Consider the following 13729-nt stretch of genomic DNA (forward strand, 5'->3'; position numbering starts at 1 on the left):
AAAGGGCGGCCTCCCCGGTCGGGGGAGGCCGCCCTTTCGCACGCCTGGGGACTTACTTGCCCTTGGCGGCTTCCTTGAGCTTCGAGCCCGCGGAGACCTTGACGCTGTAGCCGGCCGGGATCTGGATCGGGTCCCCGGTCTGCGGGTTGCGCGCGGTACGAGCGGCACGGTGGCTGCGCTCGAAGGTCAGGAAGCCGGGAATGGTGACCTTCTCGTCGCCCTTGGCGACGATCTCGCCGACGACCTCGGCGAACGCGGCCAGAACGGCGTCGGCGTCCTTGCGGGTCACCTCGGCGCGCTCGGACAGCGCGGCCACCAGCTCACTGCGGTTCATCTAGTTCTCCTTGCATGGAATCCCCCAACGTCGACCGCCGGGGAAGGCGCATTGAAGTCGCTGTTAGCGCTTCTGCGGTGCGGCCCTCACCGCCCAGGTACGCATCCTGCCCCCATTTCTGGGGGAAACGCCAATCCGGCACCCGGGAGAGTCACACAAAAAGCGTCTCTCATACGGCCCGATGACGCTCCGTCGTCACGAGGTCGCGGTAAGGCCCTGTGCCTTGGCCGCCTCGCGGACGGCGCCCGCGACGGCACCCGCGACCTTGTCGTTGAAGACGCTGGGAATGATGTAGTTCGGGTTGAGTTCGTCCTCGGTGACCACGTCCGCGAGGGCCGTCGCCGCGGCGAGCATCATGTCGGTGTTCACCGTCCGGCTCTGCGCGTCCAGCAGGCCGCGGAAGACGCCGGGGAAGACCAGGACGTTGTTGATCTGATTGGGGAAGTCGCTGCGGCCCGTGGCGACCACCGCGGCGGTCTCCCGGGCCAGGCCCGGGTCGACCTCGGGGTCGGGGTTGGCCAGCGCGAAGACGATCGCGTCCTCGGCCATCGCCGCCACGTCCTCGCCGCCGAGGACGTTGGGGGCCGACACGCCGATGAAGACGTCGGCGCCGCGCACGGCCTCCTTCAGCGTGCCCGTGATCTCCTCGGGGTTGGTGTTGTCGGCGATCCAGCGCAGCGCGGACTCCTTGCCCGCGCCGACCAGGTCCTCACGGCCGCTGTGCACCACGCCGTGGATGTCGGCGACGACCGCGTGCTTCACCCCGGCGGCCAGCAGCAGCTTCAGGATGGCGGTGCCCGCGGCACCCGCGCCGGACATCACGACCCGCACGTCGCCGATCTGCTTGCCGACCACGCGCAGCGCGTTCGTCAGCGCGGCGAGCACCACGATGGCGGTGCCGTGCTGGTCGTCGTGGAAGACCGGGATGTCCAGGGCCTCGCGCAGCCGGGCCTCGATCTCGAAGCAGCGCGGCGCGGAGATGTCCTCCAGGTTGATGCCGGCGAAGCCGGGGGCGATCGCCTTGACGATCTCCACGATGGCGTCCGTGTCCTGGGTGTCCAGGCACAGCGGCCACGCGTCGATGCCGGCGAAGCGCTTGAAGAGGGCCGCCTTGCCCTCCATGACCGGCAGCGCGGCCTTGGGGCCGATGTTGCCCAGGCCCAGCACCGCGGAGCCGTCGGTGACCACGGCGACGCTGTTGCGCTTGATGGTCAGACGGCGGGCGTCCTCGGGGTTGGCCGCGATCGCCATGCAGACCCGGGCCACGCCGGGCGTGTAGATCATGGACAGGTCGTCGCGGTTGCGGATCGGGTGCTTGGACGCCATCTCGATCTTGCCGCCGAGGTGCATCAGGAACGTACGGTCGGACACCTTGCCGATCGCCACGCCCTCGATCTCGCGCAGTTTCGCCACGATCTCGTCCGCGTGCGCGGTCGACGTGGCGGCGATCGTCACGTCGATGCGCAGTTTCTCGTGGCCCGAGGCGGTGACGTCCAGGCCGTGGACAGCGCCGCCGGAGGCTTCGACGGCGGTGGTGAGCTGGCTGACCGCGGATCCGCTCGCGGGCACCTCCAGCCGCACCGTGATTGAGTACGAGACGCTCGGCGCCGTTGCCATGGCCGCTGTTCCTCCGCTGTCGCTTGCTGTGCGCCCTCGATGCTGCCACCTACCCGTGGGTATGGGTAAACCGGGGCCCTTGCAGCAGAACGCTGCGGCAACGGCGGCTTCCTTGGGAAGCTTGCGTGCTTAGTGTTCGCCGTCCTGCCGCGACGCCGTCACATCGGATGCCGCGTACGGAATGACAATCGCGGATCGTTTGTTAGATTGGACAAGGCACCGGCTCGATCCAAGCCCCCGGGCCCAACCTTAGGCGCTTCGAGCGCCCACTTGCCGCGAGGCGAGCATGGCGGGTCGGTGTCACAGAAGTACGGCGGGGCGCCCTTCCCACGGGAAGGGCGCCCCGCCGCTTTGCGTCCGGGTACGGGCAGGGCCGGTGAGTGCCCGTCAGTCCCGCAGCAGGTCCGGCACGCCGTTCGCGTCGGGCAGGTCCCGCCCGCCCGACAGCACCGTCAGGCGCTGCGTGGCGCGGGTCAGCGCCACGTACAGCACGCGCAGCCCGGCGGGCGACTCGTCCGCGATCTCCGCCGGCGACACGACCAGCGTCGCGTCGTACTCCAGCCCCTTGGCCTCCAGGCTGCCGAGCGCCACGACGCGCTCGCCGAGCCCCGCCAGCCAGCGCCGGGCCTCCTCGCGGCGGCCCATGGCCACGACCACACCGACCGTGCCCTCGACCTCGCCCAGCAGCCGCTCGGCCTCCGCGCGGACCGCCTCGCCCACCCCGCCGCCCGCCGCGACGGCGAACTGCGGCACCACACCCGTGGAGCGCACCGCGCGCGGCGACTCGCTGCCCGGCATGGCGAGCGCGAGCACCTTGGCCGCGAGGTCGGCGATCTCGGCGGGGTTGCGGTAGTTCACCGTCAGTGTGAAACGGCGCCGCGGGCGGGTGCCCAGGGCCTCGTCACGGGCGAGCGCCGCCTCGTCGGGGTCGGTCCACGAACTCTGCGCGGGGTCGCCCACCACCGTCCAGGTCGCGGCGCGGCCCCGGCGGCCCACCATGCGCCACTGCATCGGCGTCAGGTCCTGCGCCTCGTCCACGATGACGTGCGCGTACTCCGTGCGCTCCGCGTCCAGCCGCTCCTGGCGGGAGCGGCGGCCGCCGGCCATCCGGTCGGCGAAGGTGGTGACCTCCTCCAAGCCGGTGAGCTGGTCCAGCGGGTCCGCCTCGCGGGTGCGCACCTTGGGCGGCGGGCCGAGCAGCGACTCCAGCTCGTCCAGCAGCGCCACGTCGTGCACCGACAGCGCGCCGTTGCCCCCGCCGTCCAGCCGGCGCAGCGACCGGGCCACCCGGCGCACCTCCGGCGGGGTCAGCACCCGCCGCGCCCAGCGCCCGAGCCGTTTCTCGTCGGCGAGCGCGGCCAGCACCCCGCGCGGGGTCAGCACGGGCCACCAGGCCGCCAGGAAGTCCAGGAACTCCGGTTCGGTCGCCACGTCCTCGTCGAAGGCCTCACGGGCGTCCGCGGCCATCTCCGGGTCGTCGTAGCGGCGGTCGGCCTGCCGCCACAGCGCGTCCAGCAGCAGGCGGCGGGCCCGGGGCCGCAGCAGGTTGACCGGCGTCGTGCCGCCCAGCACCGCGTGCCGGATGCCCGACAGCTGCTCGGCGTCCAGCTCCAGACGGCGCCCGAACGCCACGACCCGCAGCCGGTCCGGGCACTGCCCGTCCTCCAGCGCGCCCCGGGCAGCCCTGCGCAGCACCCTCAGCATCCGCAGCGAGCCCTTGATCCGGGCGACCGCCGGATCGTCGTACGTCGTCGCCTCCGCGCCGTCCACGAGCGAGCCGACGGCCCGGATGGCGACCTGCCCCTCCTCGCCCAGCGAGGGCAGCACGCCCTCGGTGTACGCCACCAGCAGCGGCGTCGGGCTGACCACGAGGATGCCGCCCGCGTAGCGCCGCCGGTCCTGGTAGAGCAGGTACGCCGCGCGGTGCAGGGCGACCGCCGTCTTGCCCGTGCCGGGACCGCCGGTCACCTCGGTGACGGAGGCGGCGGGGGCCCGGATGACGACGTCCTGCTCGGCCTGGATGCTGGCGACGATGTCGCGCATCGTGTGGCTGCGGGCCTGGCCCAGCGCCGCCATCAGCGCACCGTCGCCGACGACCGGCAGTCCGGTGCCGAGCTCCGGGCGCAGCAGGTCGTCCTCGACGCCGAGCACCTTGCGGCCCTTCGAACGGATGACGCGGCGGCGCACCACCCGGCCGGGGGCGACCGGGGTCGCCCGGTAGAACGGCGCCGCGGCGGGCGCCCGCCAGTCGATGACCAGCGGGGCGTAGTCGGCGTCGAGCACGCCGAGCCGGCCGATGTGCAAGGTCTCGGCGATCTCGGCCGTGTTGTCCGGCCGCACGGCGTCGTCGGCCGGCTCGACGGAGGTGTAGGCGCCGTCGGGCCCCTTCTTGCCGTCCTTGCCGAGCAGCAGGTCGATCCTGCCGAAGAGGAAGTCCTCGAACTCCGCGTTCAGCCGGTTCAGGTGCAGACCCGCGCGGAAGACCTGCGCGTCGCGCTCCGCGAGCGCCCCCGGCGTACCGACCTGGCCGCGCTTCACCGCGTCGTCCATCAGGAACTCCGCCTCGTGGATCTTCTCCTCGAGGCGGTCGTACACCCGGTCCAGATGCGTCTGCTCGACCGCGATCTCCGTGTCCCGGACCGCTGCCACGCAGGACCCCCATTCTTCTCTTTCCGTACGTCATGCGCCGCCCCGCGAACGGAGCAGCCTGCCACCGTACGCCAACCAGGGGTTTTCCGCCCAGTCAGATGCGGGCCGCGGCGGCGCCGGCGCGCCTGCGGTGGCGGGCCACACGTTCGCGGTTGCCGCAGGTGTCGCTGCTGCACCAGCGGCGACGGCGGCCGCGCGAGGTGTCCAGATAGACAAGGGTGCACCCGTCGCCCTCGCAACGCCGCAGGCGGGCGGCCGCGTCGGGGTCGGTCAGCAGGTCCAGGGCGTCGCGCGCGACCGCGCCCAGCAGCCCCGCGCAGTCCGGCTTCGCCGCGAGCGCCCGGGTCAGCGTCCCGTCCGCGGCGCGCACCGCGCGCGGTGCGGGCGGCGGTGCCAGTGCGGCGTCGTTCAGCGCCGCCACGTCCCCGTCGTCCGCCGTCCGTCCGGCCAGCCGCGCCTCCACCAGGCGTGCCACCACGGCGCCCAGTTCCAGGAACCGGCGCGGCCACCCGCCGTCCGCCGGCACCTCGGTGCCCCGCGGCACCAGCCCGGCGCCCCGCAGCCACTCCACCAGCCGCTCCGGGGTCCCCGGATCGGGGCCGGGCACCGCGGCCGCCACGAGGTCCAGGCTCGTCCGTCCCGCATCGAAGCGCGGCTGCGTCCGCGCCGCGGTCGCTCCCATCCGCGTGCCACCTCCTTCGGTGGTCCTCCCCCGAGCCCCCGACGCGAAACGGAACCCGCCCGCACGGGCGTCACCCGGCACCGGCGGGCGGGGACATCAACCGCGCGTCGGGCACGGGCAGCCACGAGCCCGGAAGGCGGGCGAGCCACCCACCACCGACGGACAACCGCCGCGCGGCGCCGCGCAGCGCGTCCAGACCCGGGCCACCGAACCAGGGAAACAGGGGCCGACGCCCGCACGGGCGTCACCCGGCACCGGCGGGCGGAGCCATCAACCGCGCGTCGGACGCGGGCAGCCACGAGCCCGCAGGGCGGGAGAGCCAGCCGCCACCGACGGACAGCCGCCGCGCGGCGGCGTGCAGCGCGTCCAGGCCGGGGTGGCGAAGTCCGCGCCGCCAGACCAGGGAGACGGGGGCGAGCGGCACGGGGGCGGTGAGCGGCCGCAGGACGAAGCCGGGCAGGTCGATGAACTCGGTGCTGGCCAGCACCGGCCAGCGGTGCTTGGTGACCAGCCGCGCGAACTCGTCCTTGCCGTCGATCTCCGGGAACGGCGCCACGAGGCCGATGTCGCGCCCCTCGAAGAGCCGTTCGGCCAGATCGGTCCACTCGGCGGTGTGGGGGTTGCCCGCGGCGGCGTACAGCGCCTCGCCCGCGAGTGCGGCGAGCGGCACCTCGGGCAGGGCGGCGAGCCGGTGGTCGCCGGGGAGGAGCACGGCCATGCGCTCGTAGCGGACCGGGAGGTGGTCCAGGCCGGAGAGTACGGCCGGGGCCAGGCCCGCGACCCGGCCGAAGGAGACGTCCAGGCGTCCGGCGAGGATCTCCGCGGCGGCGCCGGTGAGGCCGCTGTGGAAGCGGGCGGTGAGCTCCAGCTCGGGGGCGGCGGCGCGGGCCCGGTCGAGGACGCGCAGCGCGGTGCCGACCGGGGCGCCGATGTCGACCAGCAGCGGCCGGCTGGCGGGAGCGAAGGCGGCGGCGAGTTGGTCCTGGGCGGCGAGCACGCGCCGGGCGTGCGGCAGCAGCCGTTCGCCGTCGGCGGTCAGCAGCACACTGCGGGTCGTGCGCGCGAACAGCTCCGTGCCGAGCGCCGCCTCCAGGCGCCGGATGTCCCGGCTGAGCGCCTGCTGGGCGACATGGAGGCGGGCGGCGGCCCGGGTGAAGTGCAGTTCGTCCGCGACGGCGGCGAAGGCCCGCAGCAGGCGGGGGTCGAGGTCGTGCGGCATCCGCTCATTCAACACGCGGTACCGGCCGCTCCGGCGGCACTGACAACAAAAGTGCGTGAAAGGGCGCTGATCAGGTGTTGGACCGCCGCGGGGGCGCCCGGCGAGGGTGGTGGGGTGATCAGCCGCCTCGCGCCCTACCGCCGGATCCTCGCGCCGCCCGGAGCCCTCGCCTTCACCGCGGGCAGCCTCGTGGCCCGCCTTCCCGCGGGCATGTCCGGGGTCGGCGCGGTCGTCATGATCTCGGCGGCCTACGGCTCCTACGCGCTGGCCGGGGCGGTCACCGCCACCGGCCTGGCCGCGACGGCGCTCGTGGGCCCCTGGACGGCCCGTATGACCGACCGGCACGGGCAGGGCCGCGTCGCCGTACCGGCGGCGGCGGTCGCCGCGCTGGGGTCGCTGGCCCTGGTGCTGTGCGTCCGCCTGCACGCGGCGCCCTGGACGCTCTTCGCCGCCTACGCGGCGACCGCGACGACCCCGAACACCGGCGGCATGTCGCGGGCCCGCTGGGCGCACCTGTTCCGGGACGACGAACGGGCCCGCCATGTCGCCCGGTCCTTCGAGCAGGCGGCGGACGAGGTCTGCTTCATGCTCGGCCCGGTGCTGGCGGCGTTCCTGTGCACCGCGCTGTTCCCGGAGGCGGGCACGCTGGCCGGAGCGGTGCTGCTGTTCTGCGGGATCGTGCTGTTCGCGGCGCAGCGCGGGACGGAGCCGCCCCCGGTGCCCCGTACGCCGGCAGGGGCCGCGGGGCGGGCGGCGGTGCCGCCGGTGCTGTGCACGTTCCTGGCGACGGGGGCCGTCTTCGGCGCGATGGAGGTCACCACCGTCGCCTTCGCCTCCGCGCAGGGGCATCGGGGGGCCGCCGGGGCCGTCCTGGGGCTGCAGGCGGCCGGCTCCTGCGCGGCGGGGCTGCTGTACGGGCTGCGGCCGCCGCGGGACCGTTTCCGGGCGAGCGTCGCCGCGATGGCCGCGCTGATGCTCCTCCCGCTGGTCGCGGCGCGGCTCGGCGGCCTGTGGCTGCTCGCCCCGGCGCTGCTGGTCGCGGGCATGGCGACCGCGCCCACCATGATCAACGGGATGGCGCACATCCAGCGGACGGTGCCGCCGGGGCGGCTGAACGAGGGGATGGCGCTCGCCGTCACGGCCCTGCTGGGCGGCATCGCGGCCGGCTCCTTCGCCGCGGGCGCGGTGACGGACAGCCGGGGCCCGGCTGCCGCTTACGCCGTGCCGGTGGTGGCCTCGGCGGCCGCCGCGCTGATCGCGGCGGTGACCCTGCGGGCGGCCCCCGCGCGGTGACCTGGTTCGGGAACGACGAAAGGCGCCGCCCGCCCGCGCAGTGCGCGGGCCGGCGACGCCTCCCGAGGGATGTGGAGATGGCGGGAATCGAACCCGCGTCCTGTGGTGCGGAACCAGGGCTTCTCCGAGCGCAGTCCGCTGTGCTTTTCTCGGCCCCGGCAGTCACGCGGACAAGCCGCCGACGGGCCCAGCCACTGTTTGATTTCCCACTGAGTCCCGTGGCCGGGCCCAGTGGTTTAGTTCCCTAGCTGATGCCAGGATCCGGGTCGGGAACAGCCCCGGGCTGACACTCCGCGGAGTCTTCGCTAGCTGCTAATTAGGCAGCGAGAGCGAAGGCGGAGGAATCGCGCTTAGAATTGGCGATTATTGTTTTCGGCATATGGTTTACGAGATCATTGCCGCTTTCTCGGCTCGCTTCCCCTGCTTCGACATCCCCAGTCGAAACCGATCATCCCCATGTTGATTTTTCAAGCTGCACACCGGACGTCACCGCCCGGTGGTGCTGCCGCCATCGTACGTGAACAACACGCACCGGGGCCAGCGCATTTCCGGCGGGCCGGACCGCGCGGCCGGACGGGCTGTCAGGCCGCCGCGCCGGCCCGGCCGGACGGCGGGGTCAGCCCTCGCGCTGGCGGCGGCGCGCCGAGGAGATCGCCCGGTCGGTCTCGCGGCGGTCCTGCTTCTCGCGCAGGGTCTGCCGCTTGTCGTACTCCTTCTTGCCGCGGGCGAGCGCGATCTCGACCTTGGCCCGGCCGTCCTTGAAGTACAAGGCGAGCGGCACGATGGTGTGCCCGGTCTCCTGGGACTTCTGGACGAGCTTGTCGATCTCCGCCCGGTGCAGCAGCATCTTGCGCTTGCGCCGCGCCGAGTGGTTCGTCCACGTCCCCTGCGTGTATTCGGGGATGTGCACGTTGTGCAGCCACGCCTCGCCGTCGTCGAGCTGGCCGAAGCCGTCGACCAGGGAGGCACGCCCCTGGCGCAGCGACTTCACCTCGGTGCCGGTCAGCACCAGGCCGGCCTCGTACGTGTCGAGGATGTGGTAGTCATGCCGCGCCTTCTTGTTCTGCGCGATCAGTTTGCGACCCGTTTCCTTTGCCATAGCGCCGCCATTCTCGCACTCCGGGGCCGTCCGGGGTACCGGATTCCGCGCCGGGCCGCCACGGTGTGCGAGGTCAGCGCGCCGAGGTGCCGAGGCCGTCCAGGATCTCCAGGGCCTTGGCACCGGCGTCGGTGCCTCCGGAGATCCTCAGGTCCGGCTCCACACCGCGCCCGTCGACGCTGCGGCCCGCGGGCAGCCGGTAGTGGCCGACGGTGAGCTCGGCGACGGAGCCGTCCGACAGGCGGCTGGGCATCTGGATGGAGCCCTTGCCGAAGGTGCGAGAGCCGATGACGACGGCCCGGCCCCGGTCCTGCAGCGCACCGGCCAGCAGTTCGGCGGCGCTCATGGTGCCGCCGTCGACGAGCACGACCAGCGGCGTGTCGGTGTCGCCGCCGTCGTCGGCGTAGAGCGCCTGCTGCCGCCCGTGGACGTCGTACGTGGCGACCAGTCCGCCGTCGAGGAAGGCCGAGGCGACACCGACGGCCTCGGTGACCAGGCCGCCGGAGTTGCCGCGCAGGTCCAGGAGTATGCCCTCGTTCGCAGTGCGGGCGGCCAGCGCCCGGCGGACCTGGGCTGCCGCGCCGCGGGTGAAGGCGTCGACCTTGACGGCGGTGATGCGGTGGGGCAGGTGCCGTACCCGTACGGACTCCGTCGGCAGCAGCGCCCGCCGGGGCGCGGCCTCCCAGGAGCGGGCGCCGCGTTGCAGCCCGAGGGCGACGGTGGTCCCGGCGTCACCCGCGCCGCGCAGCCGGGAGACGACCTCGGTGACGGGGCGGCCGGTGACATCGGTGCCGTCGATGGTGCGCAGCCGGTCGCCGGCGCGGATGCCGGCCCGGGCGGCGGGGCTGCCGGACTGGACGCGGTCGATCTCGATGCGGCCGCTCTCGATGCGGCGCACCCAGAGCCCGACCCCCACGTACCGGCCGTCGAGGGACTGCTGGAAGCCCTCGTACTCCTGCGCGGTGTAGAACGAGGACCAGCGGTCGCCGCTGCGGCTGACCAGTGCCTGCGCGGCCTGCGGGCCGACCTTGCCGTCGGCGATGGCCTCGGCGATCTCGTCGGTGTCGGCCACCGCGCCGGCCGGGACGGGGACGGCACCCCGCGCCTGCCGGTCGCCGGCGCGGACGTCACCGAAGGACCCGGTGGCCGCACCGGTGGCCAGGACCGCGCCGAACACCAAGGTCAGGGCAGCCGCGCTGCCGATGCGGCGCGGCTTCCCGGACAGACAGTGGCTCAGCACGTCGGGCAGTCTAGGCGAGAAGCGGGCGCTGTACGGAAAGTTGGCCGTACGGCGCCCTTTGCGCGAATCAGACCTTGAGGTACTTGCGCAGCGCGATCAGGGCGGCCACCGCGGGCATCAGCATGCCCACGACCAGCACCAGCGGCAGCACCTGCGCGACCTCGCCCCAGCCGAGGAAGTTGATCAGCGGGACCTTGGTCTGCAGCGACAGGCCGTGGTCGATCAGGAAGTAGCGGCCCACGAGCAGCATCAGGCACGCCAGACCGCCGCCGACGAGGCCGGCGAAGGCGGCCTCCATGATGAACGGCATCTGGATGTAGAAGCTGGACGCGCCGACCAGGCGCATGATCCCGGTCTCGCGGCGCCGGCTGAACGCCGACACGCGCACCGTGTTGACGATCAGCATCATCGCCACCGCGAGCATGAACGCGAGCACCACCAGGGCGGCGAGCGTCATGCCGTTGAGGAGCCCGAAGAGGTTGTCCAGCAGGGCCTTCTGGTCCTGCACCTCCTGGACGCCGGGGCGGCCCTGGAACGCGCTGGCGACCACCTGGAACTTGGTCGGGTCCTTGAGCTTGACCCGGAACGACTCCTGCATCTGATCAGGCGTCAGGGAGTCGGCCAGCGGCGAGTCGGAGAACTGCTCCTTGTAGTGCTTGTACGCGTCCTCCGCGCTCTCGTGGAAGTACTTCTCCACGAGCGGCAGCGCCTTGAGCTGCTTCTCGATGTCCTGCTTCTGCTCCTCGGTGACGGCGCCCTTGGTGCAGTTGGGGTCGGTCTTGGCGTCGTTCTTGTTGCAGAGGAAGATCGACACCTGGACCTTGTCGTACCAGTAGCCCTTCATCGAGTCGACCTGCTCGCGGGCGAGCCACGAGCCGCCGGCGAGCGCGAGGGAGAGGGCGACGGAGACGATGACCGCGAAGGTCATGGTCAGGTTCCGGCGGAGGCCGACGCCGATCTCCGAGAGCACGAACTGGGCGCGCATGATGTCCTTTCAGCGGGCTTGCGATGTCCAGGGCCGGAGTTAGTGCTGATAGCCGTAGACGCCGCGCGACTGGTCGCGCACCAGCCGCCCCTTCTCGAGCTCGATGACGCGCTTGCGCATCTGGTCGACGATGTTCTGGTCGTGGGTGGCCATGACCACCGTGGTCCCGGTGCGGTTGATGCGGTCCAGAAGACGCATGATGCCGACCGAGGTCTGCGGGTCGAGGTTTCCGGTCGGCTCGTCCGCGATGAGGAGCATCGGGCGGTTGACGAACGCGCGGGCGATCGCGACACGCTGCTGCTCACCACCGGACAGCTCGCCCGGCATGCGGTCCTCCTTGCCGCCGAGGCCGACCAGGTCGAGCACCTCGGGGACCGTCTTGCGGATGGTGCCGCGCGGCTTGCCGATCACCTCGAGAGCGAACGCCACGTTCTCCGCGACCGTCTTGTTCGGCAGCAGGCGGAAGTCCTGGAAGACCGTGCCGAGCTGGCGGCGCATGTGGGGCACCTTCCAGTTCGACAGCCGGGCCAGGTCCTTGCCGAGGACGTGCACCGTGCCGGTGTCCGTGCGCTCCTCGCGCAGGAGCAGGCGCAGGAAGGTGGACTTCCCGGAGCCCGAGGAGCCCACCAGGAAGACGAACTCGCCCTTCTCGATTTCCAGCGAAACGTCCCGAAGTGCAGGACGGTTCTGCTTGGGGTAGGTCTTGGAGACGTTGTCGAATCGGATCACGGTCGCACTCCGGATACAGGGGATCGGAGGCGACCTTACGCGAACGCCGAGGGGCCGCGCAGTTCGCGGTCCGGGTTGGTGCGTTTATTCACCAGCCAAAGCAGACAAAGCGGGCATTGGCCACGCGGGTCACTCTTCGGAGTCGCAGGAATTGCGCGGGACGCGCCTGACGCAGCGGAAACTGGCACAGTGGGGGAAGGACCGGGAACGGACCGTCCCCGACGCGCGTTGTTCATGGAGCGGCCGTGGGGCCGCAATGGGAGGAGGCGACCGCATGACAGTCGACCGACTGGTGTGCGCCAACTGCGCCGGCCCCGTCAGTGAAGGCCGCTGTGCGGTCTGCCGCGCCCACCGTGCACGCCTGCAGCAGGAGAACCCCTTCGCCGCGATCACGCCGGCGACCCTGATCGCCCTGCTGGTGGCGCTGCTCGCCGTGGCGTGGGTGGTCCACGAGGCCACCGCATAGCGGCACCGTTCACAGCGGGAGGGGCCCGGGACGTCGACGACGTCCCGGGCCCCTCGCCGTACGTGAGCACCTGACGACATACGGTTCTCTCCGGCGGGGGCGTCCCCATCCCGCTGCCGTCACCCTGGGTGACGATGGCGCGGGCCGCCGGCCGCACAGAACTGCCGCCCGAACGACGGCAGTTGTGCCGACCCGCGTCCGTCAGACGGTCGCGGGGCGCTCCTGCTGCTTGCGCCAGCGGATGCCCGCCTCCAGGAAGCCGTCGATGTCGCCGTCCAGGACGCCCTGGGGGTTGCCGACCTCGAAGTCCGTCCGCAGGTCCTTGACCATCTGGTACGGGTGCAGCACGTAGGAACGCATCTGGTTGCCCCACGAGTTGCCGCCGTCGCCCTTGAGGGCGTCCATCTTGGCCTGCTCCTCCTGGCGGCGCCGCTCCAGCAGCTTGGCCTGGAGCACGTTCATCGCGCTGGCCTTGTTCTGGATCTGGGAGCGCTCGTTCTGGCAGGAGACGACGATGCCGGTCGGGAGGTGGGTGATCCGCACCGCGGAGTCGGTCGTGTTGACGCCCTGGCCGCCGGGGCCGGAGGCGCGGTAGACGTCGATCCGCAGCTCGGTCTCGTCGATCTCGACGTGGTCGCTCTGCTCGACGACCGGCAGCACCTCGACGCCCGCGAAGGAGGTCTGGCGGCGGCCCTGGTTGTCGAAGGGCGAGATGCGCACCAGGCGGTGCGTGCCCTGCTCGACGGAGAGCGTGCCGTAGGCGTACGGCGCCTTCACCACGAAGGTCGTGGACTTGATGCCGGCCTCTTCCGCGAACGAGGTCTCGTAGATCTCGGTCGCGTAGCCGTGCCGCTCGGACCAGCGCAGATACATGCGCTGCAGCTGCTCCGCGAAGTCGGCGGCGTCGACACCGCCCGCCTCGGCGCGGATGTTGACCAGCGCCTCACGCGCGTCGTACTCGCCGGACAGGAGGGTGCGGACCTCCATCTCGTCCAGCGCCTTGCGGACCGACTCCAGTTCGCTCTCGGCCTCGGCGCGGGTGTCCGCGTCGTCCTCGGCCTCGGCGAGCTCGAAGAGCACCGCGAGGTCGTCGATACGGCCGCGCAGCGCCTCGACCTTGCGGACCTCGGCCTGCAGGTGCGACAGCTTGCTGGTGATCTTCTGGGCCGCCTCCGGGTCGTCCCACAGCGACGGCGCCGCCGCCTGCTCCTCGAGCACGGCGATGTCGGCCCTCAGTTTGTCGAGGTCCAGAACGGCCTCGATCGACCCCATGGTGGAGGAGAGGGACTTGAGCTCTTCGGATACATCCAGGACTGCCACGTCCCCCAGCGTACCGGGTGGGCGGCGGAGCATCGGCGGACCCGCGTCCGCACCCCCGTTCCCGCACACGGCGGGCACGGTGGGACGCGGACGCGG

General features: G+C 72.4%; 12 protein-coding genes and 1 other RNA gene. 2 read left to right on the forward strand and 11 right to left on the reverse strand.

Features of this window, described 5'->3' with window-relative positions; translation table 11 throughout:
- Positions 1-52: 52 nt before the first annotated feature.
- The 5 genes from ABZ883_RS38515 to ABZ883_RS38535 form a co-directional block, all read right to left on the reverse strand.
- Positions 53-334, reverse strand: a complete 282-nt coding sequence (locus ABZ883_RS38515; protein ID WP_018564081.1) for an HU family DNA-binding protein — start codon at positions 332-334, stop codon at positions 53-55.
- Positions 335-529: 195 nt separating this feature from the next.
- The gene (locus ABZ883_RS38520) at positions 530-1951 is read right to left on the reverse strand and encodes an NAD-dependent malic enzyme (RefSeq protein ID WP_360915302.1); all 1422 of its coding nucleotides are present in this window, start codon (positions 1949-1951) and stop codon (positions 530-532) included.
- Between the two features lie 387 nt (positions 1952-2338).
- Positions 2339-4600: a UvrD-helicase domain-containing protein gene (locus ABZ883_RS38525; RefSeq protein ID WP_360915305.1), complete on the reverse strand. Its 2262-nt coding sequence runs from the start codon at positions 4598-4600 to the stop codon at positions 2339-2341.
- A 94-nt stretch (positions 4601-4694) separates the two neighbouring features.
- Positions 4695-5282, reverse strand: a complete 588-nt coding sequence (locus ABZ883_RS38530) for an ABATE domain-containing protein (protein ID WP_360915308.1) — start codon at positions 5280-5282, stop codon at positions 4695-4697.
- 244 nt (positions 5283-5526) lie between these two features.
- On the reverse strand, positions 5527-6501 hold the full coding sequence (locus tag ABZ883_RS38535) for a LysR family transcriptional regulator (protein ID WP_360915311.1): 975 nt from the start codon (positions 6499-6501) through the stop codon (positions 5527-5529).
- A gap of 114 nt (positions 6502-6615) precedes the next feature.
- On the opposite strand from ABZ883_RS38535, the gene ABZ883_RS38540 reads away from it, so the two are divergent.
- Positions 6616-7794 (forward strand): MFS transporter, encoded by a 1179-nt coding sequence (locus ABZ883_RS38540; protein WP_360915314.1) that lies wholly within the window; start codon positions 6616-6618, stop codon positions 7792-7794.
- 69 nt (positions 7795-7863) lie between these two features.
- Here ABZ883_RS38540 and ssrA read toward each other — a convergent pair.
- The 5 genes from ssrA to ftsE all read right to left on the reverse strand — a co-directional run bounded on the left by ssrA (position 7864) and on the right by ftsE (position 11847).
- Positions 7864-8250: a transfer-messenger RNA gene (gene ssrA / locus ABZ883_RS38545) on the reverse strand.
- A 160-nt stretch (positions 8251-8410) separates the two neighbouring features.
- A complete protein-coding gene (gene smpB / locus ABZ883_RS38550) occupies positions 8411-8893 on the reverse strand; it encodes an SsrA-binding protein SmpB (RefSeq protein WP_360915317.1) in 483 nt (160 codons plus the stop codon).
- 73 nt (positions 8894-8966) lie between these two features.
- Positions 8967-10133, reverse strand: coding sequence for a S41 family peptidase (locus ABZ883_RS38555; RefSeq protein WP_360915320.1), 1167 nt, complete (start codon positions 10131-10133; stop codon positions 8967-8969).
- A 67-nt stretch (positions 10134-10200) separates the two neighbouring features.
- Positions 10201-11118: a permease-like cell division protein FtsX gene (ftsX, locus tag ABZ883_RS38560; RefSeq protein ID WP_360915323.1), complete on the reverse strand. Its 918-nt coding sequence runs from the start codon at positions 11116-11118 to the stop codon at positions 10201-10203.
- Between the two features lie 39 nt (positions 11119-11157).
- On the reverse strand, positions 11158-11847 hold the full coding sequence (ftsE, locus tag ABZ883_RS38565) for a cell division ATP-binding protein FtsE (protein WP_319664533.1): 690 nt from the start codon (positions 11845-11847) through the stop codon (positions 11158-11160).
- Between the two features lie 274 nt (positions 11848-12121).
- Here ftsE and ABZ883_RS38570 point away from each other — a divergent pair, with 274 nt between their 5' ends.
- A complete protein-coding gene (locus ABZ883_RS38570; RefSeq protein WP_360915328.1) occupies positions 12122-12313 on the forward strand; it encodes a hypothetical protein in 192 nt (63 codons plus the stop codon).
- A gap of 201 nt (positions 12314-12514) precedes the next feature.
- On the opposite strand, the gene prfB is transcribed toward ABZ883_RS38570, so the two are convergent.
- Entirely contained in the window at positions 12515-13633 is a 1119-nt protein-coding gene (gene prfB, locus ABZ883_RS38575) for a peptide chain release factor 2 (RefSeq protein ID WP_360915331.1), read from the reverse strand.
- Positions 13634-13729: the final 96 nt, after the last annotated feature.

The organism is Streptomyces sp. NPDC046977 (assembly GCF_040644455.1).
In the GTDB taxonomy this organism is placed as follows: Bacteria; Actinomycetota; Actinomycetes; order Streptomycetales; family Streptomycetaceae; genus Actinacidiphila.

Coding starts and splice junctions, on each gene's coding strand:
- ABZ883_RS38515 (WP_018564081.1), bottom strand. CDS start 334: ATGAACCGCAGTGAGCTGGTGGCCGCGCTGTCCGAGCGCGCCGAGGTG.
- ABZ883_RS38520 (WP_360915302.1), bottom strand. CDS start 1,951: ATGGCAACGGCGCCGAGCGTCTCGTACTCAATCACGGTGCGGCTGGAG.
- ABZ883_RS38530 (WP_360915308.1), bottom strand. CDS start 5,282: ATGGGAGCGACCGCGGCGCGGACGCAGCCGCGCTTCGATGCGGGACGG.
- ABZ883_RS38535 (WP_360915311.1), bottom strand. CDS start 6,501: ATGCCGCACGACCTCGACCCCCGCCTGCTGCGGGCCTTCGCCGCCGTC.
- smpB (WP_360915317.1), bottom strand. CDS start 8,893: ATGGCAAAGGAAACGGGTCGCAAACTGATCGCGCAGAACAAGAAGGCG.
- ftsX (WP_360915323.1), bottom strand. CDS start 11,118: ATGCGCGCCCAGTTCGTGCTCTCGGAGATCGGCGTCGGCCTCCGCCGG.
- ABZ883_RS38570 (WP_360915328.1), top strand. CDS start 12,122: ATGACAGTCGACCGACTGGTGTGCGCCAACTGCGCCGGCCCCGTCAGT.